The organism is Clostridium oryzae (assembly GCF_002029235.1).
GTDB classification, from domain to species: domain Bacteria; phylum Bacillota; class Clostridia; order Clostridiales; family Clostridiaceae; genus Clostridium_AE; species Clostridium_AE oryzae.
The window spans coordinates 55,099-79,688 of the sequence record NZ_MZGV01000004.1; the positions used below are offsets into that span (position 1 = coordinate 55,099).

The 24,590-nt window shown below is 32.9% G+C and carries 22 protein-coding genes and 1 riboswitch; of the genes, 17 read left to right on the forward strand and 5 right to left on the reverse strand.

The genetic code is table 11. From position 1 onward, the window contains the following. Positions 1-74 precede the first annotated feature (74 nt). The 6 genes from CLORY_RS03100 to CLORY_RS03125 all read left to right on the forward strand — a co-directional run bounded on the left by CLORY_RS03100 (position 75) and on the right by CLORY_RS03125 (position 5,374). The gene (locus CLORY_RS03100; protein WP_079422054.1) at positions 75-968 is read left to right on the forward strand and encodes a LysR family transcriptional regulator; all 894 of its coding nucleotides are present in this window, start codon (positions 75-77) and stop codon (positions 966-968) included. A gap of 369 nt (positions 969-1,337) precedes the next feature. After that, positions 1,338-2,195 carry a damage-control phosphatase ARMT1 family protein gene (locus tag CLORY_RS03105; protein ID WP_079422055.1) on the forward strand — a complete coding sequence of 286 codons (858 nt, stop codon included), beginning with the start codon at positions 1,338-1,340 and terminating at the stop codon, positions 2,193-2,195. A gap of 174 nt (positions 2,196-2,369) precedes the next feature. Next, complete coding sequence (locus tag CLORY_RS03110) at positions 2,370-2,777, forward strand: DUF4342 domain-containing protein (protein WP_079422056.1); 408 nt, start codon at positions 2,370-2,372, stop codon at positions 2,775-2,777. A gap of 120 nt (positions 2,778-2,897) precedes the next feature. Continuing rightward, positions 2,898-3,452, forward strand: a complete 555-nt coding sequence (locus CLORY_RS03115; RefSeq protein ID WP_079422057.1) for a UBA domain-containing protein — start codon at positions 2,898-2,900, stop codon at positions 3,450-3,452. Then, positions 3,445-4,125: a response regulator transcription factor gene (locus tag CLORY_RS03120; protein ID WP_079422058.1), complete on the forward strand. Its 681-nt coding sequence runs from the start codon at positions 3,445-3,447 to the stop codon at positions 4,123-4,125. The genes CLORY_RS03115 and CLORY_RS03120 overlap by 8 nt, the downstream gene beginning before the upstream one ends. Further along, on the forward strand, positions 4,118-5,374 hold the full coding sequence (locus tag CLORY_RS03125; protein WP_079422060.1) for a sensor histidine kinase: 1,257 nt from the start codon (positions 4,118-4,120) through the stop codon (positions 5,372-5,374). Before CLORY_RS03120 ends, CLORY_RS03125 begins: the two co-directional genes overlap by 8 nt. 269 nt (positions 5,375-5,643) lie before the next feature. On the opposite strand, the gene CLORY_RS03130 is transcribed toward CLORY_RS03125, so the two are convergent. After that, entirely contained in the window at positions 5,644-6,264 is a 621-nt protein-coding gene (locus CLORY_RS03130; protein WP_169911507.1) for a L,D-transpeptidase, read from the reverse strand. A gap of 451 nt (positions 6,265-6,715) precedes the next feature. On the opposite strand from CLORY_RS03130, the gene CLORY_RS03135 reads away from it, so the two are divergent. Together CLORY_RS03135 and CLORY_RS03140 are read left to right on the forward strand one after the other, a co-directional pair. Beyond that, positions 6,716-7,474 (forward strand): lipocalin-like domain-containing protein, encoded by a 759-nt coding sequence (locus CLORY_RS03135; protein WP_079422062.1) that lies wholly within the window; start codon positions 6,716-6,718, stop codon positions 7,472-7,474. 11 nt (positions 7,475-7,485) lie between these two features. Continuing rightward, entirely contained in the window at positions 7,486-8,820 is a 1,335-nt protein-coding gene (locus tag CLORY_RS03140; RefSeq protein WP_079422064.1) for an arabinan endo-1,5-alpha-L-arabinosidase, read from the forward strand. A gap of 109 nt (positions 8,821-8,929) precedes the next feature. On the opposite strand, the gene CLORY_RS03145 is transcribed toward CLORY_RS03140, so the two are convergent. Next, positions 8,930-9,868 carry a metallophosphoesterase gene (locus CLORY_RS03145; RefSeq protein WP_079422066.1) on the reverse strand — a complete coding sequence of 313 codons (939 nt, stop codon included), beginning with the start codon at positions 9,866-9,868 and terminating at the stop codon, positions 8,930-8,932. A 178-nt stretch (positions 9,869-10,046) separates the two neighbouring features. On the opposite strand from CLORY_RS03145, the gene CLORY_RS03150 reads away from it, so the two are divergent. The 4 genes from CLORY_RS03150 (at position 10,047) to CLORY_RS03165 (ending at position 12,783) form a co-directional block, all read left to right on the forward strand. Then, the gene (locus CLORY_RS03150; protein ID WP_079422067.1) at positions 10,047-10,301 is read left to right on the forward strand and encodes an isochorismatase family protein; all 255 of its coding nucleotides are present in this window, start codon (positions 10,047-10,049) and stop codon (positions 10,299-10,301) included. A 152-nt stretch (positions 10,302-10,453) separates the two neighbouring features. Beyond that, positions 10,454-11,215: a MerR family transcriptional regulator gene (locus tag CLORY_RS03155; RefSeq protein WP_079422126.1), complete on the forward strand. Its 762-nt coding sequence runs from the start codon at positions 10,454-10,456 to the stop codon at positions 11,213-11,215. A 109-nt stretch (positions 11,216-11,324) separates the two neighbouring features. Next, positions 11,325-12,053, forward strand: a complete 729-nt coding sequence (locus tag CLORY_RS03160) for an ABC transporter ATP-binding protein (RefSeq protein ID WP_079422068.1) — start codon at positions 11,325-11,327, stop codon at positions 12,051-12,053. Continuing rightward, a complete protein-coding gene (locus tag CLORY_RS03165) occupies positions 12,040-12,783 on the forward strand; it encodes an ABC transporter permease (RefSeq protein ID WP_079422127.1) in 744 nt (247 codons plus the stop codon). The genes CLORY_RS03160 and CLORY_RS03165 overlap by 14 nt, the downstream gene beginning before the upstream one ends. Positions 12,784-12,991: 208 nt before the next feature. Here the strand turns inward: CLORY_RS03165 and CLORY_RS03170 are convergent, their stop codons facing one another. Beyond that, the gene (locus CLORY_RS03170) at positions 12,992-14,599 is read right to left on the reverse strand and encodes a xylulokinase (RefSeq protein ID WP_079422070.1); all 1,608 of its coding nucleotides are present in this window, start codon (positions 14,597-14,599) and stop codon (positions 12,992-12,994) included. Positions 14,600-15,149: 550 nt separating this feature from the next. Between CLORY_RS03170 and CLORY_RS03175 the strand changes: the two genes are divergently transcribed. Continuing rightward, entirely contained in the window at positions 15,150-15,473 is a 324-nt protein-coding gene (locus CLORY_RS03175; protein ID WP_079422071.1) for a DnaJ family domain-containing protein, read from the forward strand. Positions 15,474-15,510: 37 nt separating this feature from the next. On the opposite strand, the gene CLORY_RS03180 is transcribed toward CLORY_RS03175, so the two are convergent. Beyond that, the gene (locus CLORY_RS03180; RefSeq protein ID WP_169911508.1) at positions 15,511-16,419 is read right to left on the reverse strand and encodes an AraC family transcriptional regulator; all 909 of its coding nucleotides are present in this window, start codon (positions 16,417-16,419) and stop codon (positions 15,511-15,513) included. A gap of 213 nt (positions 16,420-16,632) precedes the next feature. Between CLORY_RS03180 and yicI the strand changes: the two genes are divergently transcribed. Together yicI and CLORY_RS03190 are read left to right on the forward strand one after the other, a co-directional pair. Continuing rightward, positions 16,633-18,975, forward strand: coding sequence for an alpha-xylosidase (gene yicI, locus CLORY_RS03185; RefSeq protein ID WP_079422073.1), 2,343 nt, complete (start codon positions 16,633-16,635; stop codon positions 18,973-18,975). Between the two features lie 215 nt (positions 18,976-19,190). Next, positions 19,191-20,774, forward strand: a complete 1,584-nt coding sequence (locus tag CLORY_RS03190; RefSeq protein ID WP_079422074.1) for a ClC family H(+)/Cl(-) exchange transporter — start codon at positions 19,191-19,193, stop codon at positions 20,772-20,774. Between the two features lie 216 nt (positions 20,775-20,990). Here CLORY_RS03190 and ablB read toward each other — a convergent pair whose 3' ends face one another. Continuing rightward, positions 20,991-21,854: a putative beta-lysine N-acetyltransferase gene (gene ablB, locus CLORY_RS03195; RefSeq protein ID WP_079422075.1), complete on the reverse strand. Its 864-nt coding sequence runs from the start codon at positions 21,852-21,854 to the stop codon at positions 20,991-20,993. 123 nt (positions 21,855-21,977) lie between these two features. Beyond that, a riboswitch (cyclic di-AMP (ydaO/yuaA leader) is annotated at positions 21,978-22,107 on the reverse strand. 268 nt (positions 22,108-22,375) lie between these two features. On the opposite strand from ablB, the gene CLORY_RS03200 reads away from it, so the two are divergent. Both CLORY_RS03200 and CLORY_RS03205 read left to right on the forward strand, forming a co-directional pair. Next, positions 22,376-22,993 (forward strand): GGDEF domain-containing protein, encoded by a 618-nt coding sequence (locus CLORY_RS03200; protein ID WP_079422077.1) that lies wholly within the window; start codon positions 22,376-22,378, stop codon positions 22,991-22,993. Between the two features lie 141 nt (positions 22,994-23,134). Further along, positions 23,135-24,574 (forward strand): amino acid permease, encoded by a 1,440-nt coding sequence (locus tag CLORY_RS03205; RefSeq protein ID WP_079422079.1) that lies wholly within the window; start codon positions 23,135-23,137, stop codon positions 24,572-24,574. Positions 24,575-24,590: the final 16 nt, after the last annotated feature.

Below are 24,590 nucleotides of genomic sequence, written 5' to 3' on the forward strand. Positions count from 1 at the left end.
TGAAATAAATGAAGTTTATCATCGAAATATATGATAATGTAATAATATAGTTAAAGGATAAAGGAATGAGATTAATGGAAATTAGGCATTTGCAAACATTTATAACTATAGTTGAGCTTGACGGATTTACAAAAGCAGCAGAGCATTTAGGATATGCTCAATCTACTATAACATCTCATATTCAAATTCTAGAAAGTGAGTTAGGACAAGCCTTGTTTGACCGTTTAGGTAAAAAGATTATTTTGACTAATGTAGGTAAGGAGCTAGTTCCTTATGCTAAACAAATGCTGCATATATATAAAGAAATTAAGAACATAACATCAGAGCAAAATGGTGTATCCGGTGATTTAATCATTGGAGCAGGAGAATCATTAACCATATATCGTTTAGGAAAAATCTTAAAAGAATATAAAAAAAGTTTCCCCAATGTAAACATAATTATAAAGGATTCAATTTGCAGTGATCTAAGAAGTAAATTGCACAGTGGAGAATTAGATATCATCTTTACTATTGAACCAGAAATTACGGATACAGATTTAATTGTTAAAAATTTAAAAGATGAAGGTATGGTTATTATTGGTGCACCAGATGCGGACTTGGAGTTTTTAGTAACAAATTCTGAAGGTGAAGTAGCAAGGGATAGTATCATATTTAGTGAAAAAGGATGTAGTGCCAGAATAGTCTTTGAAAATTACTTAAGGGAGAAAAAAATAAGGTATGTAAATCCTTTAGAATTTTCAAGTATAGAAGCTATTAAAAAATGCGTGATGAATGGGCTGGGAATTTCTTTTTTACCTTATTATACAGTTAGAAATGAGATAAAGGAAGGAAGTCTCAAGATGATAGAGGTAACAGAGCCCTTTGGTAAGTTTAGAACTCAACTTGCTTATCATAAAAATAAGAGTATATCGTTACCAATGGCTAAATTGATAGAAATTACATTAAAATACTCTAGCAGCTGGAGATAAGGGTAGAATAAGCTACTATTTTGTTTATAGAAATCGTGAAGGATTATAAGGAAGAATATCCGAGCAGCAATTAATATAGTTGCAAAAGATGAGTTCACAAGACAAGTAGATGCTTTTTTCACTTGTTTTGAGTTTGTAAAGTATTCAAAAATAAGTAATTTGTAGAAAATGTGTTACAATTAAGAGGACAAGTAATTTTTTAGAGTGGGGTAAATAGAAATTTACGAGTAAGTAAGAGGCAAGAGTTTAGGTGGAAATTCAGCTTTTGAGCTGAATTTCTTCAATAATTTTTACCTCTTACCTCTTCAAAAACTCTAATTTATCTAACAGTTAAAGCTGCTAATTAGTTAAGTGAAATGAGGTATTAATATGAAAATGCACGATAAATGCTTGCCATGTGTAGTCAACCAGGTTATCAAAGTGGCAAATATTACAGGTATTAATGATAAAGAAACATTATTGAGCGAAGTTTTTGCTTATCTAAGTAAAATGGATTTTGAGACAACCACACCAGAAGTTATAGGAGATATTTTTGGTATGATAAAAAAACATACGAATAATCCAGACCCCTATAAAGAAACTAGAAATTACTATAATACATTGTTTTTAAAATTGTTACCTGAATTTGAGAAGAAGATAGAGCAAGCTGAAAATCCGTTTCAATTAGCAATAAGATATGCCATTGTGGGTAATATCATAGACTTTAATCCTATTCACAATACATTATTAGAAGATATTTATGATTGTTTTGAAAAAATGGAACAGCTAGAATTTGGAATAGATGATTCCAAGAAGTTGATGGAAAATATTTCGGATGCAAAAATATTATTATACTTAGGTGATAATTGTGGAGAAATTTGCATGGACAAGCTTCTCGTAAAGAAAATTAAAGAATTGAATCCTAGCGTTAAAATATTATTCGGAGTAAGGGGTAAACCCGTTGTAAATGATTCTATAGCTGAAGACGCATATGCTGTAGGCATTGATGAATATGCAGAGGTTATAGATAATGGCGATGGTTCCCTTGGTACTGTTCTTAATCGAACAAGTACTGAATTTAAAGAAGCCTATAAAAAGGCTGATATAGTAATTGCTAAAGGTCAAGCTAACTATGAATGTTTGAGTGAAGAAAACAAAAACATCTATTTCCTGTTAATGACTAAATGTGATGTGATTGCAAAGGATATTAACGTTGAAGAAAAGAAAATGATTTGCATGAACAAATAAATAACTCATGAAACTTTTTGATTTCGATATTCTACATTTATTCATATATGATGGAGTAGAGTGTAAAATAATAATCTGATTTTAATGTGATTTTAATCTTTCTTACATTTTAGATTAATTTTTGCCATGTATCATCTAGATATAAGATATAAAAAGGTATGGAGGATGATATAAATGGAAAGAAATGTAGAGAACAATGAAAGCACTGATGTTATAAAAGTGGATGTCAAAAGTGGAGAAGAAAATTATAAGAAGAAAAGCGGCGGACTAGGAGAAGTTATAGGCAGGATATTCAAGTTTATAGGTAAAGTTATTAAAAAGGGAAATGAAAATCATTTTGAAATAAGAAAAGACAATGAAAGACCTATAAAGATATCACTGACTATATCAGTACTTTTATTGATAATCGCATTTTGGCCGGTAGCAATATTATTGGTAATAGGGCTATTTTTAGGATATAAATATTCAATAACTGGTTCTAATATTAATGTAGGTAAGGTAAATGACATTCTAGTAAAAGCTTCAAACTCAGCAGAGAATATAAAGAGTGATTTTAATGAAGGATATAAGAGCAACAATTAATTTCGCGGCAGTCAAAAGAGGTTTTGAGATTATTCAAAGCCTCTTATTTTAATGTAGTACAGCATATTAAAATAAGAGGCGAAATGGTATAATTTATACAATAGATCTGGAGGGGTACCTATGGAAAATCATAAGCTTGTAGAAAAATTGCAGAAGGAAACAAATATAAATTATAAAGAAGCAAGTGATGCATTGGAAAAAGCAAATGGGAATCTTCTAGATGCAATGTTGTATCTTGAAGAAAAGGGTAAGGTTAAAAAGCCTTCTGTTAGTGTTTTTTATACAAATGAATATAAGGAAAACTATAAATATAGAGAGATAATTATTAAAAAGGATCATGAGAATAATTATAATAATTCAAAAAGACGTACTAACTCTGGGGGAGTTTTTGAGGCAGTATGTAAAGTAATAGACATCTGCAATAATATTTTCTTTGAAATAAAAAGAGAGAATTCAATACTCCTTAGACTGCCTATCACGGTGGTTATAGTATTATTAATGTTTGTTTTTTGGATAGTTATTCCTTTGTTTATAGTAGGTCTTTTCTTTGACATGGAGTTTTCACTATCGGGAAAGAGGGAGGTTACCAACAAGATTAATAACATATTTAAGCTGTTTTCAGTAAATGTAAAAAAGGTAAAAGAGGGATTAAGAAAGGGATTTAAAAATGATTAAAATTTTGATTGTTGAAGATGAAGAGAAAATAATGAGATTTTTAGAGCTGGAATTGTTACATGAAGGTTATGAAATATTAAAGGCGGACAACGGAAGAACTGGTCTTGAAATTGCGGAAAAGGGAGAAGCGGATTTAATGCTCCTTGATATAATGCTTCCACAAATAAATGGATTGGAAGTATTGCGAAGACTTAGAAAAACCTCTGATCTGCCTGTTATAATGCTTACGGCCAGGGATGCTGTTATGGACAAGGTATCTGGACTTGATGCGGGGGCAGATGATTATATAACAAAACCCTTTGCTATAGAGGAATTATTAGCAAGAATAAGGACTGCTCTTAAAAAGAGAACTGTTATTGAAAAAGCTGATACAGATGTAATAAGCTGTGGATTATTGTCTTTAGATAAGAAGAAACATGAGGTAATGTATGACAATACAAAGATTGAATTAACAAATAGGGAATTCAGCTTGTTAAAAATTTTAATGGAAAATAAAAATATAGTATTAAATAGAGATATATTGATGGAAAAAGTGTGCGGCTATGATTATATTGGAGAAACTAATGTGATAGATGTTTATGTAAGGTACTTAAGAACAAAAATAGATGATGTATTCAATACAAAGATAATATCCACAGTACGTGGAGTGGGGTATGTAATAAAAGATGAATAAGAAGGCAAACTCAACAAAAAAAGTTACATCTATTGCAATAAAACTCAATGCTGTTTTTGTAAGAAAACTTTTTTTCAAATTTCTTGTGATTGACGTATTTTTAATACTTTTTCTTATTTCGACCTGGTGTATAGATGCCGAAATTAGTTTTTACGGAAAATTTGTGCCAGATGCTAAAAGATCTTTAGATTTTTTTCCTATAGAAAGTTCAACTTATAAAGTAGTTTGGGATAATGGTAAAACTATGATTAAAAATGCAAGCGGATATATATATATTGTTCATAGGGTAATTACGGCTATAGCTATTATAGAAGGCTTATCTGTGCTTAAAGAAATAATATTCGGAACAATAAAAATCAGAAGAACTCTAAGACCACTGGATGAAATAGCTGAAACGGCAAGCAGACTTAGTAATATGACCTTTGATGAGGAAAAATTTCAGAATCTTGAGGAGGCTATCTCTAAAATTAGTCCTGATAGTTCAGATGAAAAAATTTATACCGGTGACAGTGAGCTGCGAGGTTTGGAAGAAGCGATAAATAACCTTTTGGAAAGAATGAGAGATTCTTATAGACAGCAGGCAAGGTTTGTTTCTGATGCTTCACATGAACTTAGAACTCCAATCTCAGTAATACAAGGTTATGCTAACATGCTGGATCGGTGGGGAAAAGAGGATGAAAGCGTATTAAACGAATCCATTGCAGCTATAAAAAGCGAATCTGATAATATGAAAAATCTAGTGGAACAATTATTATTTTTAGCTAGAGGGATCAATGGCAAGACACAGATTAGCTGCAAGGAGCTGCTTTTGAATGATATGATAAATGAAGTTTTGGAAGAATCCAAGATGATAGATAAAAATCATATATATGAGTATAATAATTCAGAAAAAATAATTGTTTATGGAGATATAGGTTTGCTCAAGCAAGCGGCAAGAATATTGATTGAAAATGCCGTTAAATACACTGATACAAACGAAGTTATAATATTAAAAACAGGAGTGAACGAAAAAGGAGAGCCATATTTTTCGATTCAAGATAATGGTATAGGCATGGATGAAGAGGATATACCGCATATCTTTGAGCGATTCTTCAGAGCAGATACAGCAAGAGGCAGAAAAAATGGCGGTACTGGTTTGGGACTTTCTATAGCTAAATGGATTATTGATGGACATAAAGGATATTTCTCTGTATTAAGCAGAAAAGGTATTGGTACTAGAATAACAATATTTTTACCTAAGCCAAAATAGCAGCTTGTTATTTGAAACAAGCTATGATTTTAGCTTCATTAAATAAAGAAACGATAATATATTTTGAAGTTAGTGAATTAAGAGAATAAGGTAACAGAAGGAATATAATAAAAGTATTTTGTGGATATTAAGAGTCAGGGCATAGGAAATGTTGTGGCACAAAGGAGATATAGAGTGAATTTAGCAATTGTTAGCAAATTTACATAAAATTTGTGTTACAAGTGCTTAATGAACGGGTCAATCTCCGTAGTGCCACAACATTTCCTTTTTTATTTAATATATATTGTAGACCCAGTTGGTATCTTTTCATAGATATACTTTGCATCATTAGTATAAAGTCGTACACATCCATGAGAAGCGGGTACTCCCATTATTCTGCTTACTATTTGTCCTTTACTGTTCATTGGCTGAGCGTGAAACAGGTATCCTCCATATATTCTTGTAACATATTTTAAATAGCATTTATATTTTACATCATGTACCCATACAGCTACTCGTTGAGATTTATAAAGACCTTTTATGGTAGGCGTCAACCTTCTGCCAGGAGCACAAGGAGCTGTTTTTACTAATGAAGGTTTCTTATTTAAGTAACTGTATATATAAATTTTGCAGCGCGATAAATTAACATATATTATATAGTTCGTAGTACTTTTTATAACTTTCTTATCAATATTAATTTGAAAGCCTTTGGTAGTAGCCGGCTTTTTTTGTTTTGAACCATTGGTAGATTTTTTTGCTTTACTGTTATATGTTATGTTACCAAGAAGAATATTATTTTGCTTGGTATATACGGTTTTGTTACTATTACATTTATTAATTAATATTACTGAAACACCTATAATAAATACAGTTATAATACAGAAAAGCTTGTGTACTAATTTAGTTTTCATCCAGATATCCCCCTTAAAATAAAATTCATATGTATAATCTCTGTATTTTATAGAATAGTTTGTTTTAGGAATTGATTGCATATGGAATAAAATACCGAGTACTATAATTACATATGTATTCAGCTTATTAATTATCACTGCAAATGGTGCTTATTTTTTACTCTTTATAAAAGAACTAATATTTTATATGGACTTAAACTAGTTTATATTTTGATTATAACGATTATTTAGGCTTTTTCAAAAGTTTGCTGCCTTTGCTGCGATGAAAAATGCTAGATCAGGAAAAATAAATCCTGTAAAAAAGGTTAGCTGCACAGCTATCCCTTATTTTTGATAATGGCGTTTTTAGATTAAGTAAAACATTTTAAATAAACATAAAATAGTTATTGCTATATAAATTTTATCGTGATATATTAAAAATGAATCTTAAGTTAGTAATGGAGGAGAAAACATGGGGAAAATTACAGGCTGTACTCTGGAGAGCCTTAAAAAGTTAATACCTAATTTTCTGAGGGCTAACACAATTAAAGCAGCTAATGAATATAGGGCTTATGAAACCGTTTATACTGAGAACAATAGAGGAGTTTCTAGTTCTATCAATTTATTAGCGGCAAAAAGCTTGGAAGATGAATTTGTGTTGCGGCTGCCAGTGGTAACTTCTACTTCAGAGGATGCAGTTTCAGCTGAAAATCCAAATCCTGTTCAAGCGCTTTCATATACAACTAATAAGAGTGCAGAAGAACTATTTGAGGTCAGAGAATTGTTTTGGACTTCTGATGGATGGCCTGTTATAAGCCCAGAATGCTATAAGGAATTTAAGAAAAGCTCCTTATTATCAGAAAAAATAATAGGCCATTATGAGTTTGTTAAGTTAACACCTACCCTGCCTCAAGGCGTTTTCAACTCAGTTTCACTTGATATTCTCGATATTACAATGCAGGGTGCAAGCAGTACGAGAAATTCGTGGGCAGTTAAGATGCCTGAAAATACTGAAGGAAGGGTTGAACTAGGAGGAAGTATAAGAGGTGCATGGAAGCTTATTGATTTTGAGACAATCGAATTCACTTATGCCAACTATAAAGAAACTTGTATCATTAAAGAAGCTTGGGATAATGAATTAGACAAGCTTACTATTATTTTAACTGGAAAAGATAGTAATGGAATAGCGTGTTTTGCAAAAAAATGTGATTTGCCTAAACTGAACTTTTAAGGAGGATTAAAATGGCTGAATTTAAAGATTGTAAAATAGAATTTCCAAGTAAACCACCGGTTCCTGTGACTAAACCCGTGTTTGCACAAGGTGAAAAACCAAAGGAACCAGATAAAATGAGTTTATGGGGATCTCACGATCCTGCTATTTTTCATGATCCTGTATCAGGTAATTACTATACCTATTGTACAGGAGCGATTGCTAGAAGATCTGCAGATATGATCACCTGGGAGAATATAGGCAAAGTAGTTGAGAATCCTCCAAAAGAATCTTTTGATTGGGTAGGGGACAACGGAATATGGGCTCCAGATATTATAAAAATGGGTAATGAGTATCGTTTGTATTGCTCAAATTCTACTTGGGGTGTACGTCAATCCTGTATATTTCTAGCAGTGGCTGATAATGCGGAAGGCCCATTTATTCCCAGAGGCTGCGTTATAAAAACAAGCGAGGATTCCCTTGTAAATGCAATAGATGCAAATTTGATAAAGGACGAAGAAACAGGGGACATATATATGACCTATGGATCTTTTTGGGGTGGCTGTCATATTATAAAGCTTGATAAGGAAACTGGACTTGCTGCAGAAGAAGGTATAGGAAAATGTATTGCTTGCCGCCCAAAGTGGGTTGATTGTGCTATAGAAGGACCGTATATAAGGTATAATCCAGATACGAAATATTACTATCTATTTGTTTCTTATGGCTCCTTAAAAAGTGATTACAATATAAGAGTTGGAAGAAGCATAAAGGTAACAGGACCATATTATGATGTGAACGGAAGAGATATGACAGATTTAGATGATTATAAAAATGAAGTTGGGTACATGATTGCCTGTGGATATCATTTTAATGATGGTCAAGGATATATGGGACCTGGTCATAATTCGGTTCTAAGGGATTTTGATAATGAGTGGTATCTCGTGTGTCATATAAGGGAACATGATTTTAAGGTTCCTCAGATTTCTACCATGCATATACACAAGATGCTCTGGACACCCGATGGCTGGCCAGTTCTAAATCCTCAGTGTTATGCAGGTGAAAAGACTCAGCTTATAGGAAAGGAACTGATTGCAGGCGAATATGAAAGAATTAAATTAGTACCATCTATCCCTCAAGGAGTTATTAACTCTGTTCCAATGACTTTAGAACAAGATGGAAGATTTACCTGCTGTTCAATCAATGGTCATTGGGAATACATTGATGGTACTACTATCTCAATTTCTTACGGTAATACTGTAGAAACCTATAAAGTAACACCTGCATGGGATTGGCAGTTGGATGAGCGAACCCTAGCGATTACAGGTAAAGATCAGTATGGGGTTGCTGTGTGGGGCAAGAAATTATAGATGTTAATATAAAACTTTCAGCAATACTAGGTCAAAATTTGATAAAAAGAAAATTAATATTCCTATACTAATAATTGCAAATATTAAATATATAAAAATCTTCATATGTTTAATGTATGCTTACTCTATTTGCCATTTTATTTCTTAAGTCGAAGGTTTCTATTGGTTCGGGTCCTCTTAATATTTTTCTTTTTATATGAAGATCTCCCTCGGAATCAGTTCTGATTTTCCATTCAATAAGCATTATCTTTCCACCTGATATTTCAATACCTTGTATCCCGCTTGCTCTGACGCATGATCCATCATTAAAATAAGGTAATTCATTTGCTTTTGGAAAATGAGGCCTATGAGTATGTCCACAGATGATCATAATTTTATTTGTTTTAATCCAATCACCATAGATACGTTCGATTTTGTGGATTTTTTCGGAACTTTTTACAGGACTTGCAGGATTTATAAAGCCGATTGAGTGAAGGAACCTCCAAAAATATCTCACTGTAAACATATTAAAGCGCCATAGCTTATCATTCATCCTGTCTCCTTGATGCCCATGAACAGCAAGAATTTCCTGTGATGTAATATTGTGTTTAAACACTACAGCCTCATACAGCGTAATTCCAGGAAATAACTCTATTTCTTCTTCGTTATAATCATCATAAAACTTATAAAAATTGTTTTTTACAAAATCTTTATATTTTAAAAGTATATTGTGATTACCATATAGCATGATCAATCTATTAGAATCATAATATTTTTTTAGCAGGGAATATACTTCATCATGTGCTAATCTTATATGCTTAAAATTAGAATGCTCCCAAAGTTCATCCCCATCTCCAAGCTCCACATAAGTATAGCCATTATTAAAATAAAATCCTAATGCATATAAAAAAATATTTTGATTTTTTGCAAATTCATCTGACGGTGTATTGTCGCCTCTATGACAGTCACTGAAAAATATATATTTTGAATTATTATCAAAATATTCAATTTTAGCATTATTGTAAGCTTCATCTAACCTCTTTTTTGCTAACTTTTTATCCCAGATCATGCGACACCTCTTTTAGAATTAATCAAATTAATTTTCAAATTAACATAAAAATTAGACTATATATAATATATCCTATTAATATAAATATATTATTTTAAAAGATGTTAATGATATAATGTTAAATCCGTACGTTGATAAAATAGAGTATATTACAGCAATTGGAAATGCATAGATATAAATTGGTTGTTTAAAGAGAAAGACGAATTTAGAGGAAATATTAAAAGAAAAAAATGTTGACTTTGCTGTATTGTGTGGTAATGCTGCAGAGTATTGTGTATTAGCAACTTATAATGGTGCGATAGAGAGAGACTTTGGAGCAGCTATGCTTCAGAATGGTATTTTTGCCTGTCACCCAAGTGGTTTGCTGGATATCTATTATAATAGAGAGTTGATTTCTTATGAAGTTATTTCATATGTGCTTAGCAATTGCTAGGGCAATTGATAGAATCAAATTTATCTTGAATATTATAATCAACTTCATGCAATAGCCTAATATATAAGGCTATTTTTTGTATAATAAACTATACACTATAACACCAGACTTAAAATGTGCGTTATTATAGTGGTAAATGGAGGTAAAATATGATGGAAAACAAATATATGACTGCACAGGTAGCAAAAATAATCGGGATACACCCTAATACAGTACGGTTGTATGAAAAACTAAGTTTGATACCTAAACCTCAAAGATTATCCAATGGATACCGAGTTTTTTCAGATTTTCATATTGCACAATTTAAATTGGCGAGGACAGCACTTAAAGTTGAAGTCCTGCAAAGCGGTTTGAGAAAAAATATGATTAATATTATTAAATTATCTGCCCAAGGTGAGTTTGAAAGGGCAATTGTATGTACTCAAAACTATATAGAGCAGGTTAAAATAGAGCGAAAAAATGCAGAAGAAGCTATCGAAATTACAAAAAACTTGCTCTCTGATGTAAAGGAGAAAGAAACGGATGTGTCATTAACCAGAAAAGAAACTGCAGATTATCTGGAAGTTACGATAGATACGTTAAGAAATTGGGAAATGAATGGGTTACTTTCTGTAAAGAGAAGACAAAATGGGTATCGTATATACACTAAAAATGACATCCAATTATTGAAGATAATACGTTCTTTACGTTGTGCCAATTATTCTCTTGCGGCAATTTTACGTATGGTAAATGCCATATCAAATAATTCAGAAATTGATATACGGGAAGTCATCAATACGCCTCAATCCGATGATATTGTAACAGTCTGTGACAAACTTCTTACCTCACTAAGCAATGCAGAATTAAATGCAAATAGCATTTTGAGGCAGCTAGAAGCTATGCAAGAAAATTTTAATATGAACCCTACAGTTTAACACCAGACTTAATTCTGGTGTTATTCTCTTTTATGTAATGAACTAAAAAGCTTACATTTAATGATTTATGAAATATTCATGTATTAAAAATAGGAGGTGTACGACAGACATGGAAGTAATTGAGATTCATGACTTATGTAAAGCATATGGGAATACGCAAGCTGTAAATAATGTGAGCATATCGGTTAAGCATGGTGAAATATTTGGGCTGCTTGGTGCTAATGGAGCAGGGAAAAGTACAACTGTTGAATGTGTTTTGGGTACAAAGAAAATTGATAGCGGATCAATTTCGATTTTAGGAATGAACCCACAAACAGAAAGAAAGAAATTATTTGAGCGAGTTGGAGTCCAATTTCAAGAATCAAATTATCAAGACAAACTAATAGTAGAAGAACTTTGTGAAGGTACACAAGCTCTATACAAACAGGCATCAGATTATAAAGAATTACTAAAACAATTTGGTCTTTTACATAAATGTAAAAGTCAAGTGAGTGAGCTTTCAGGAGGACAAAAGCAGCGCTTATTCATTATACTTGCTTTAATTCCCAATCCGGAAGTTGTGTTTTTAGATGAACTGACGACGGGACTTGATACTAGAGCAAGGAGAAAGGTATGGAAGATACTTTTGGATTTAAAGAAGAAAGGTCTTACTATCTTTTTAACTTCTCATTTCATGGATGAGGTAGAAGTATTGTGCGATAGGATTTGCATTCTTGAGAAGGGAAAGAGTATCTTCTATGGAACAGTTCAGGAAGCTATTGCAGGAAGTCCTTTTGAAAAATTTGAGGAAGCTTATTTGTGGTATACAGAGGAGGTAGTTGATGATGAGAGCATTTAGAACAATATTGAAAATAGAGTTGAAATTATCCATACGAGGAATGGATATGTTCATTTTTGCAATTTGTATGCCGGTAGTTATAACAATAATTCTTGGTATCATTTATGGGAATAAGTTAGCTTTTGCTGGAGCAAAATACACATTTTTTGAGCAATCTTTTGGGGCTATTACTACAATTGCAATATGTGCAGGGAGCGTGATGGGATTACCATTGGTGGTGTCTGACTATCGGCATAAAAAAATTCTAAAGAGGTTTAAAGTGACACCTGTAAGCCCTGCTATGATTCTGGCAGCGCAAGTAGTAATTTACACATTTTATTCTGTTAGCTCACTTATACTTGTTTATGGCACATCGAAAATTTTCTTTGGTTTTCGATTTAGTGGTTCATATATTCAGTTTTTAGGTGCTTACTTCTTGGTAATGGTATGCATGTTTAGCATAGGCATAATGGTAGGAGGCATTGCTCCAGACCTGAAGACAGCAGGTATCATAGCAAGTGTATTATATTTTCCTATGCTGATTTTTTCGGGAGCAACGCTGCCCTATGAGATTATGCCAACAACACTTCAGAAATTTGCCAATATATTACCCTTAACGCAAGGAATAAAACTTTTAAAAACAGTTTCTCTTGGTTTATCCACAGATGGGGTTATAATTCCTGTTATTGTAATGATTGTTCTTGGAGTAATATGTACCGGTATAGCACTTAGATTTTTCAAATGGGAATAAGAAATGTTACATCATGTTTACAAAGCAATTAAAGAGTAATAATAATATATTTTGAAGTTAATGAATTAAGAGAAAAAGGCAACAGAAGTAATAAAATAAAAGAATTATATGAAGATTAAGAGTTAGGGCATAAAAAAGATAGTGGCAGTAGGCGACATGGAGTAATTTCTTAATGAACGGGATTAGTTGCCGGATGCCACTATCTTTTTTATTTAAGGTTATTTACAGCTGATCTTTCAATTGCAAGCCCATTGGAGTAGCGCTTCATGAATTCATCAAAGCCTTTTACATCCTTAGCATCTGGCTCCACTTTTGTGCCAACCTTACCTGCAAATATTTTGTTCGATAAATAATCATCTAATGTTTCATTTTCATCTTTGTTAAGCATATAAGAGGCAAGTAATGCCATTCCCCAAGCTCCACCTTCTCCAGCAGTTTCCATAACAGAGACTGGAGCATCTATAGCTGCAGCCATGATCTTTTGTCCTACACCTTTAGTTCTAAATAGACCGCCATGGCCTAAAATTTCGTCAAGCTTAACGCCTTCTTCTTTAAGAAGAATATCCAAACCAGTTTTTAATGCACCTAATGCTGTAAATAAGTTTACACGCATGAAATTAGCTAGATTAAATTTACTTTCTGGTGTACGTACAAACAATGGACGTCCTTCTTCAAAGCCAGTTATATGTTCACCTGAGAAATAATTATAAGCCAGTAACCCACCACAATCTGCATCGCCTTCAAGTGCTTTATTATATAAAGTTCCGAAGAGCTTATCCATATCGACTTCCATGCCCATTGTTTCAGAGAATTCCTTAAATATTCCCACCCATGCATTAAGATCTGAAGTGCAGTTGTTGCAGTGAACCATAGCCACTAGGTTACCAGTAGGTGTTGTAACTAAGTCGATTTCCTCATATGCTTTTGACAATTCCTTTTCAAGAACGATCATTGCAAAGACAGAGGTTCCGGCTGATACATTACCTGTACGCTGTGCAATGCTATTAGTTGCAGCCATACCTGTTCCTGCATCGCCTTCTGGAGGACAAAGTGGAATGCCAGGTTTCAATTGCCCAGTAACATCGAGGAGCTTTGCACCATCCTCTGTAAGAACACCTGCATTTTCGCCGGCTAGTAGAACCTTTGGCAGGATATCTTCAAGTTTCCACGAAAAGTTTTTAGAAGCTATTAATTCATTAAATTGATTAATCATTTTTGCATTATAGTTCTTTGTGTTTATATCGATAGGGAACATTCCTGACGCTTCACCAATACCTATAACTTTTTGCCCAGTTAGTTTCCAATGTACATATCCTTCAAGCGTTGTTTGAAAGCTGATATCGGCTACATGCTCTTCCCCATTTAAAATAGCCTGATAAAGATGAGCAATGCTCCATCTTTGAGGAATATGATAGTTAAAAAGCTTAGTAAGCTCTTCAGAAGCCTTTTCAGTAATAGTGTTACGCCATGTACGGAATGGTACTAAAAGTTCGCCCTCTTTGTTGAAGACCATATAACCATGCATCATAGCACTAAAACCTATGGCACCAATAGTTTGAAGTGTTACTCCATATTTCTCCTTTACGTCGCTAGCCATCTTTTGATAACTGTCCTGTATACCTTTCCAAACATCTTCTAAGCTATAAGTCCAGATATTATTAATATAGCTGTTTTCCCAATCATGACTGCCAGAGGCTATAGGTGTATTATCTTCACCAATCAAAACTGATTTAATTCGTGTAGAACCAAGTTCTATGCCTAATACTGTTTTTCCGTTGATAATAGAATTTTTGATACCATTTACTGAAATACTCAATTTTTTATTCCTCCATAAAATATTTTAATAATAATATTTATATAATTTGCATTGATAACTTTTGTAAATACTTTTAAGCATTCTTTTAAAAAATGTATGTTCAAATACACATAATGTACGTATAACTTTTGCAATAATATTGATGCCGCTAATGTTATTTATTATTTGAAATTATTGCTTATCACATTCACTGTTAAAATAAGTACTTTGAATATTTTGTATTTATATTAAATTACAATTCAACAGGAGATACTTGTACGTACAACATATATTGCTATTGTACTATCAAAATAACATTAAATCAATACGATTTTGATTTAAACATAATATTTTTGATTGTATATCATAATAATAAAAGCATTTTGTGAATGCATATAGTCGGCATAGGGTAGGAAGTGGTTGGAGGAGGCATTTTCCAGCCGACGGAAATCACTTCCTACCCTTTTTTATACTATCTGAGTAAGGCGAAACATCCTTCCATGTCTTACCTCCATCAGCTGTTCTTAGTATTTTATTTCCCTCTAGAACCCAACCGGTTTTTTGATTAAACATGGATATCTTTGAAATTATCGCAGAGCAAAAAATACAAGAGGCAATTAAAAATGGTGATTTTGATAATCTATCTGGAAAAGGTAAACCCCTTAAATTCGAAGATTTATCGGGCATATCGCCAGAGGACAGAATGGCATACAAAATACTTAAAAACGCAAATATTCTACCTCCAGAAATGGAGTTAAAAAAAGTGATTAGTGAGCTTGAGAGCAGAATAGAAAAAAGTAATTCTGAAGATGAAAAAAAGAATTTAAGAGCTAAATTAAGCAAAAAAATCACTGAGTACAATATTATGAAAGAGAAAATTAAGCGTAGGTATTAAACGTCAGGACTCCTTTGCTGCTGGAAAATCTTTTTCTCTAGAAAAGCCGGTGACTAGCCGAAGTACGGTAATGTTTCGGTGTACAGCCAATGGTCTGTAAGAATAAGCGATTATAATAGCTGATATTATTAAAACCTGATAGATTAGCTATTTCACCTATCTTTTTATCTGTATCCAGCAGAAGATGGCAGCTTTGAATGATACGGTATCGCATGATGTATTGGACAGGAGTCACTTTCATAGTCTGTTTGAACATGCGGCAAAACTGGCCTTCACTCATTGGAATAAGGCCTGCTAATTCTGCTAATGTGATGTCATATGAATAATTCTCATGGATAAATTGTAAAACCGGCTTCAAGCGTTCCATATTGAATAAAACTGTATCATTAAGCTGACTTTTCACAGTTGCATTTTGGTAGTATAAATCCCAAATAGCAAATATATGACTTTTGATTGCTAATTCATGAGAATCTAGTTCGTGTTCCGGATAATTGCTTATTTCTATAAGATGTTTCATAATTTGGGCCTGCCAGAAATCTGAATTTGTATCAGTCTCTACTCTTCTTATAACTTCAGAAAATGCTAGATGTCCATTTAATATAGGAAGAATGTATTTTCTGCCGAAGCGTGTATAGAGATCTTCCTGCATAAGTTGGTAAGAAAAGTCAATGGCAAAAAAACTACATTTTTCGCCGGTAGCAGCTTTTGCCGAGTGGTAGAAATTTGAATTTACGAATACAAAATCACCAGCGTTTAAAAGGTATTCCTTCTGTTCTATAGTAAAGATAACGTTTCCTTCAGTGATAACAAGTATTTCAAATTCTTTATGCCAATGAAGATAGAAAATCACATTTGTATCTTTAGGATAGGTAAGTTTATGAAGTGCTATCGGTAATTCAGCAGTACCATGAATTACTTTTTCCTCAAAATTGCGGCGCTGATTCATTGAAACACCTCCTGATAATAAAAAATAATATAAAAACATCAAAATAGTGTTAGAAATAAATATTATAGTTAAAGATTATATAAGCAAATATCAATATAATAACATATAGGTGGATTATAGTAAATGCATTATCTATAATTCAAAAATAGTGTCTTTCTTTTCTAAAATAATAATGGATTATTGCTTCCAATGAAGCAATGGGAAGGAGTAAAAATGAAAGTAGCAGATGGTTTTTGGCTAAATAAGAAGGGATATGAAGTAAAGTATGCTTCACAACCTTATGAAATTGAAATATCAAAGAATGCAATTAAAGTTTTGGCAACTCCAGGTGTTATAGAGAATCGTGGAATGACGTTAGGTGGACCTAATCTTGAAATTACGTATTCTTCAACTTCTGAGAATATAATCAAAGTAAACGTTACACATTTTAGCGGCGGACTTGATAATGTTCCTCATTTTGAATTGAATGAAGATACAGGGTATATACCTAATATTAATGAGACTGATGATTATGTTGAGTTAGTTTCTGGTGATACTAAAGTTGTAATTAAAAAGGGAACTGAGTGGAGTGTTCAGTATTATTATAAGGATAGACATCTTACAGGAGGAGCATGGCGTTCTACTACTTATGTAAAAGAGAGCAAGTTTACTGCAAATGCAAGAATGGCACTGCAGGAGGATGATGAGTTCTTTAACTATCCACAGGATCCGCATACAGTATATCTAAGAGAACAGTTAAAAACAGATATTGGTGAATGTATATATGGTTTCGGCGAGAAATTCACTCCATTCGTTAAAAATGGACAGACTGTTGAGATTTGGAACAGTGATGGCGGTACTTGTTCAGATCAAAGTTATAAGAATATTCCTTTCTACATCTCATCAAAGAGCTACGGTGTTTTCGTAAACAGTACAGACAAGGTATCCTTTGAAGTTATGTCAGATACAGTATCAAAGGTAACTTTTGCAGTTCCTGGAGAAGAATTAGAGTATTTTGTAATTGGCGGAGAAAACTTGGAGGACGTATTAAAGAACTACACAACATTAACTGGTAAACCTGCATTGCCACCGGCATATTCTTTTGGTCTATGGTTATCAACTTCCTTTACAACTAATTATGATGAGAAAACAGTAAATTCCTTTATTGATGGAATGGCTGAGAGAGATATTCCATTACAGGTATTTCATTTCGACTGTTTCTGGATGAAAGAATATGAGTGGTGTAACTTTGAATGGGATAAGAGACAGTTTCCAGATCCTCCAGCTATGCTTAAGAGACTTCATGATAAAGGTTTAGAAATTTGTGTATGGATAAACTCTTATATAGGCCAGCGCTCAAAGCTATTTAATATAGGCAAGGAAAAAGGATATTTTATTAAAAATCGTGATGGAAGTGTATTTCAAACTGATTTCTGGCAGCCAGGCATGGCCATTGTTGACTTTACAAACCCAGAAGCTTGTGATTGGTACAAGAGCTTGCTTAAAGAATTGTTCAAGATGGGCGTTAATAATATCAAGACTGATTTTGGTGAAAGAATCCCAACAAAATGTGTATACTACAACGGTATGGATCCAATTAAGATGCACAATTACTATACTTATCTTTATAACAAATGTGTATTTGAAGCATTAGAAGAATACTATGGAAAAGATAAGGCTTGTTTATTTGCAAGGAGTGCAACAGCAGGCGGACAGAAGTTCCCTGTACATTGGGGCGGAGATTGTTATGCAGAATATTCTGCAATGGCTGAAACTGTTCGTGGTGGTCTTTCCCTTTGTTCTTCAGGTTTTGGTTTCTTCAGTCATGATATCGGAGGCTTTGAAGCAACTGCTCCTGCAGATGTATATAAGAGATGGTGTGCCTTTGGCTTGATGTCAACTCACAGCCGTTTGCATGGTTCATCCTCTTACAGAGTGCCATGGAACTTTGATGAAGAAGCTTGTGATGTTTTAAGATTCTATGCAAAGCTGAAGGGTAAAATGATGCCATATCTTTGGGCTCAGGCAATCAAGACTCATGAGGTTGGTGTACCTATGATGCGTTCAATGGTTATTGCATTCTCAAATGATACTGCATGCAAATATCTTGATCAGCAGTATATGTTAGGAGATAATCTTATAATCGTACCAGTAATGAACGAGCAAGGCCTAGCTGAATTCTATGTACCAGAAGGTAAATGGATTGATATAGTTACAAAGGATACTTATGAAGGCGGAAGATACTATCAAAGAAAATGCGATTACTATCAGATGCCAATTCTTGCAAGACCAAATTCAATTGTAACTTATGGTGAATTTGCAACTAATAATGTTGTGTATGATTACCTTCAAAATGCGGAAGTTACAATCTACAGTCTGGAAGATGGCAAGACTGCTGCAGCTTCAATCTATGATAGTGAGGCAAACAAACTTACTGATATTACTGCAACGAGAAGCGGCAATGTAATCAATGTGACTTATGGTAAAGTTGATAAGAACTTCAAAGTTGTTGTTGCTGGTACTGATAAGAGTGCTTATGCCGCAGCTGGAAGCACAAGTGTACAGATTAACTTATAATAATGAAAAAATATAAATTTTTTAATTAAAATTAAGGAAGAGAAATCTTTGAATGATGAAGATTCCTCTTCCTTTGTTGATTACGGAGTTAATATCTAAGCAATATAATGAATATCTATAAAAAATACATATATATTTTGACATATATATGTACAGGTGATACAATTATTAATTGGAAATGAGTCTTTTGCTTTAGTTTGTCGGGGTGACGTAAAATGAATGAAAGCGATAAATGTGATATATATAATACATTATTTCACTGGAGCAGTTTAAAGCTAAAACTTGTAATAGAAGGAATAGCGGTAGGATTAATTACAGGTTTAATTGTAGTATTATATAGATTCTTATTAGAAAAGTCAGTTATTTTTATAGATAATATTTATATTGCTTTGAAGTCTCAATATTGGCTGATTCCACTATGGGTTTTTGTTTTGGTATTAATCGGTTACGGAGTGGGGAGATTGGTTAAAAATGAACCTATGATTAGTGGAAGTGGTATTCCTCAGGTAGAGGGAGTTCTAACTAGAAAGCTTGAGATGGTATGGTGGAAAGTAATACTAGGTAAATTTTTCGGAGGAGTGTTGACCATAGGATCAGGGCTATCACTTGGAAGAGAAGGTCCATCTGTTCAATTAGGAGCTGCTGTTGGACAAGGCTTTGGAAAAATATTCAGAAGAATTAAATTAGAGGAAAAATTTCTTATAACTAGTGGGGCAAGCGCAGGCCTTTCTGCTGCGTTCAATGCGCCGTTAGCTGGTGCTATGTTTTCGTTAGAAGAGGTTCATAAGAATTTTTCACCTTTAGTACTTTTATCTTCTTTATCAGCAGCATTAACTGCTAATTTTGTGTCTAGTGAGTTTTTAGGATTAAAACCTGTATTTGATTTTAAAAATGTATCTGTTTTGCCTTTACAATATTATTTGTATATTATTGTTCTAGGAATAATAATTGGAGGACTTGGTGTTTTATTTAATAAGGCTTTACTTGGAACTCAGACTATATATGCCAAACAGAAATGGCTTAATCAGCAATTTAGAATTATAGTACCTTTATTATGTTCTGTAGCGTTAGGTTTTACCCTTCCACAAGTTTTAGGAGGTGGGCATGAACTTATTGGATCACTAATTAAGGCTAATTTTACAATTAAATTTCTTATAATATTATTAGTAATTAAATTCCTTTTTACAATGGTAAGTTATGGCTCAGGGGCTCCTGGTGGAATTTTTTTGCCGCTTCTAGCCATAGGTGCTTTAATAGGTAATATATATGGAAATGTCCTTATAGATATTTTCCATTTTGACAACAGTTACTTAAGTAATTTTATAATACTCGCTATGGCAGGGTATTTTACTGCAGTGGTGAGAGCCCCTATAACAGGAAGCATTTTAATTACTGAAATGACAGGATCATTAAGTCACTTAATGTCATTGGCACTTGTTTCAATTGTAGCATATATAGTTGCAGATTTATTGGGTGAAGGGCCAATTTATGAGTCATTACTTAACAGATTTTTGAATAGAAATACTGGCGATAAGTTTCAAGGAAGCAGGCACAATAAAGTATTGCTCGAGATAGCAGTATGTATGGGATCAATAATTGATGAGAAAAGAATAAAAGAGATAACATGGCCGCAAAATTGTCTATTGGTTGCAGTTAAGCGTGGAAAAACTGAAATAATTCCTGAGGGTAATACTCTGCTTACTACTGGTGATTATCTGATAGTTCTTACCAATGAAGACGAATCGGAAAAAATAACTAACGAATTACTTGGAATGTCAAAAAGCCTTGAATTAGCTTAGTATAAATAAAAAAGCTTCAACGAGTATAGATATAAATATAATCGCTGAAGCTTTTTTTACACTTTAGGAATTTATGTATTTTGCTAATTGTGGATAACTTTTAATTAATATAAAGATACACCACTAAATAGGAGAAAAGGTGCATAAAATTTGTGTTACAAATGCTTAATGAACGGATCAATCTCCGTAGTGCCACAACATTTCATTTTTTATTTATTACATTATGTTACGAATATCTTTAAACCAAATATTCATATCTTCAAATGTACCGCATATATTGCAGTTATTAATTAGTCGTCCTCCAAATTTGTAATTGTATTTGCTTAATACAATATTCATACTAATATTAGTTGCTCTAGATAAACTGAATAGAGTAATAAATCCTTTATTTTTAAGATCTTCTTCTAGAGAATAAACAATATTCGATAATATGCCTTTACATCTATATAATGGATAAGTAGCACAGTCAGCTATTTCAGCATTTAAATTATTTTTATCCATAATTGCTGATGCAATACCAATGACCTTTTTATCATATACAGCGATTTTATATAAGACTTGCTTATTTATAGTTCTCCTTAAATATTCTTTATCATAAATAGGATAAGGATATGTTGAAAATGTTTTGGAAAACAGCTCGGCCATTTCATCTATATCATCTTCATTAGCATTTCTGATACAGTATTTAGAATTATAAATACTGTGGGTATAAGCATTTTTTACATTGACAGAACGCCTTAATAACGAGTCTTTTCGAACGTGGTCGTTGCATATTTCTCTTTCCTTATGTATGAAATATGACATGCAAAATGCATCTTTTCCTTTGAAATATCCTTCTATTGTACCTTCTAATTTAAACTTAGCATCTCTAAAAAATATTGAAGTTTCGCCATCACAGTTACATATAATTTTTCCTAAATGTTGTTTTGAAGAAAAATGAATTATTCGTTTTATATTAAGAATTGATATATTATCTAAATCAAGTATTCTAACTAGTTTATTAGTATAGTCTACATATATCTTAGTATGGTCTATTTTGGTAAAGTAATTATTGCTCAAATTACAACTTTGCAATGTCATAGAATTGATAGCTCCTTAATGATTATTCTTACTAAAACAAAAATAAGCCGTAGAGAAGTCTCTACAGCTTATCAAGCCTTATTATTCATATATATCAAAAAGAATGATATTAATATGCTAAGAAAAACCTCTCTTCAACGCTTACGAGATTAGCTGTCGGATTCGGATTGAAGAAATTAACCCTACTTGTCATAATGACAAGATTCACCCCTAAATTGGTTCTCCCGCTCAATTGATTCAGCGCTAGCAATATTTATTTTATTAAAGTATAGCATTTGGATATATATATGTCAATGTATATATAAATAGCGTATCATGCTGAAAATGAATGTATATAAAGAATATTAATACATCTAGGTATATATTGACACATATATATGCTAACGCTAATATAATTAAGGTATAAAGAATCTTATGTTAATATAATAGTATTGAATTTTATATAGTGTACTTAAAGTCAAATCTAGCATTAGTGAATCATTACGCCGTTATATACACTGCATAAATTATTGGAGGTAACTATGGACAAAATACTCGTTAAAAAAGAAGAATTAATAAATAAGATGGAAGAGCTTATATTGAGGAATGAAGGACCATTTAGTATAGTAGTAGCAGATATAGATGACTTTAAAAATTTAAATGCTCTGTATGGAGATTTTACTGGCGATGAAGTAATAGAAAAGCTTATTTCCATATTACATAATAATTTAGCTCCTACAGATCTCATTTATAGAAGAGGAGACGAATTTAATATTTTGCTTGTAAAAAAAGGTGCTGAGAGAAGTTTTATGGAGTTAGAAGAAATAAGAAGATATTTATCAGATAATACCTTTTCGTTAGGTGATGACAAAGAGAAGAGTTTATACTTTACATTGAGTTTTGGAGTTGCTAGTTATCCGAGAGATGCTAAAAATGTAGTTGAACTTTTTAGAGTAGCTGATAGTGCTTTATTTAGAGCTAAAGAATTGGGCAAAAATAGAATTTGTCTTTCAGAAGCAGAAAATATGGTTTTGAAATCTAATTATTTTACCAAAACTCAACTCGATAGACTTTCAAGACTTTCAAAATCAACTGATAGAACAGAAGCTTTTCTCCTTAGAGAAGCACTTGATGATTTATTTAAGAAGTATAGCAGATAAATAGTTACTGCTATGAAGGAAGTGAAGATTTTGGAGAAAACCATATACCCTGCCGTGAAGAATCAGTATAAGAATACATTTTTGTATTTGAGGAATAATATTATTCATCGTAACACGACTTTGGTATTGGAGGATAATATTATGAAAGAGAAACGACAAGGATTGTCTGTAGGTCATCTTACAATGATGGCACTAGGTACTGTTATAGGAGGTTCGTTTTTTCTTGGCTCAGCTGTAGCTATTAATGCCGCAGGACCATCTATTATAATATCATACATATTAGCTGGAATACTAGTTTATTTTATACTGTATGCTTTATCTGAAATAACTGTAGCAAATCCACATGTTGGTTCTTTTCATACATTTGCAGCGCAGATTTTTAGCCCTGGAATTGGATTTGTTGTAGGCTGGGTGTACTGGACTGGAATGGTTCTATCTATGTCTAGCGAGGCCACTGCTGTTTCAATTTTAATGCGTAATTGGCTTCCTAATATATCTATATCGCTGATGGGAAGCTTGATAATAATAACTGTTACTTTGCTAAACCTGTTGGGAGCAGATAAATTAAGCAAGTTGGAAAGCAGCCTTGCAGCTGTGAAACTGCTGGCAATAGTCTCTTTTATTATTGTATCAATACTATTGGTTTTAGGCATAACTAAAAAAGCTGCACCGGTTGGCATCGGAGTGTTAGCAAGAGAGCCTTTTGCACCTGGTGGAATAAAAGGCATTGCTGGAAGTATGCTCATAGTTATGTTTGCTTATGCAGGTTTTGAAATAATCGGGTTAGCTGCTTCAGAAACGGTTAATCCGGAGGAAACAATTCCTAAAGCAATAAGAAATACCGTTCTAGGACTTGTAGTATTGTATATACTTTCTATACTTGCACTTCTTCCACTAGTTCCAACAGCTGTACTAAGTGAAAAAAGGAGCCCTATGGTAACCGCCCTGAACAGATATGGAATGGGTTGGGCTGGAACTGTTATGAATTTGGTGCTTATTACCGCTATACTGTCAGCTTCACTAGCAGCTATGTTTGGGATTGGAAGGATGATGAGATCTCTTGCGTATGAGGGTCAGGCTCCAAGGTGGCTGAAGGATAAAACAAATGTGCCTTACCGTGGAATATTATTTTCTGGTTTTGCAATGCTATTAGCATTGTGGATGGGTCTTCTGTTTCCTAGAATGTATTTATTCTTAATAAGTTCAGGCAGTTTTGCCCTTCTATTTACCTACGCAGTAATTCTAGCTATTCAAATACGACTTCGTAGAATGCATGGATGTCCTCCGAAGGGAAAATGCCAGATGCCTGGATATCCCTATACCTCCTGGTTTACTTTAGTAAGTATGGTCATTATTATCTTAAGCATGCCATTTATTTCTGGGCAGGGTTCAGGACTTATAGCTGGGATAGCGATGCTGGTGATATATTCCATTATGTATATAGTAACGAAATTTTTTATTAGTTCCAAAACTAAAAAAACTGTTGATAGAAGAATCAATATTAAAAGATATCATAAAAATATTGTAGTAGAATTCTCTAAAGAGCTGACGGAAAAAGCCAATGATGGAAATAAAAACTAAGCTAGTACAACGAAAT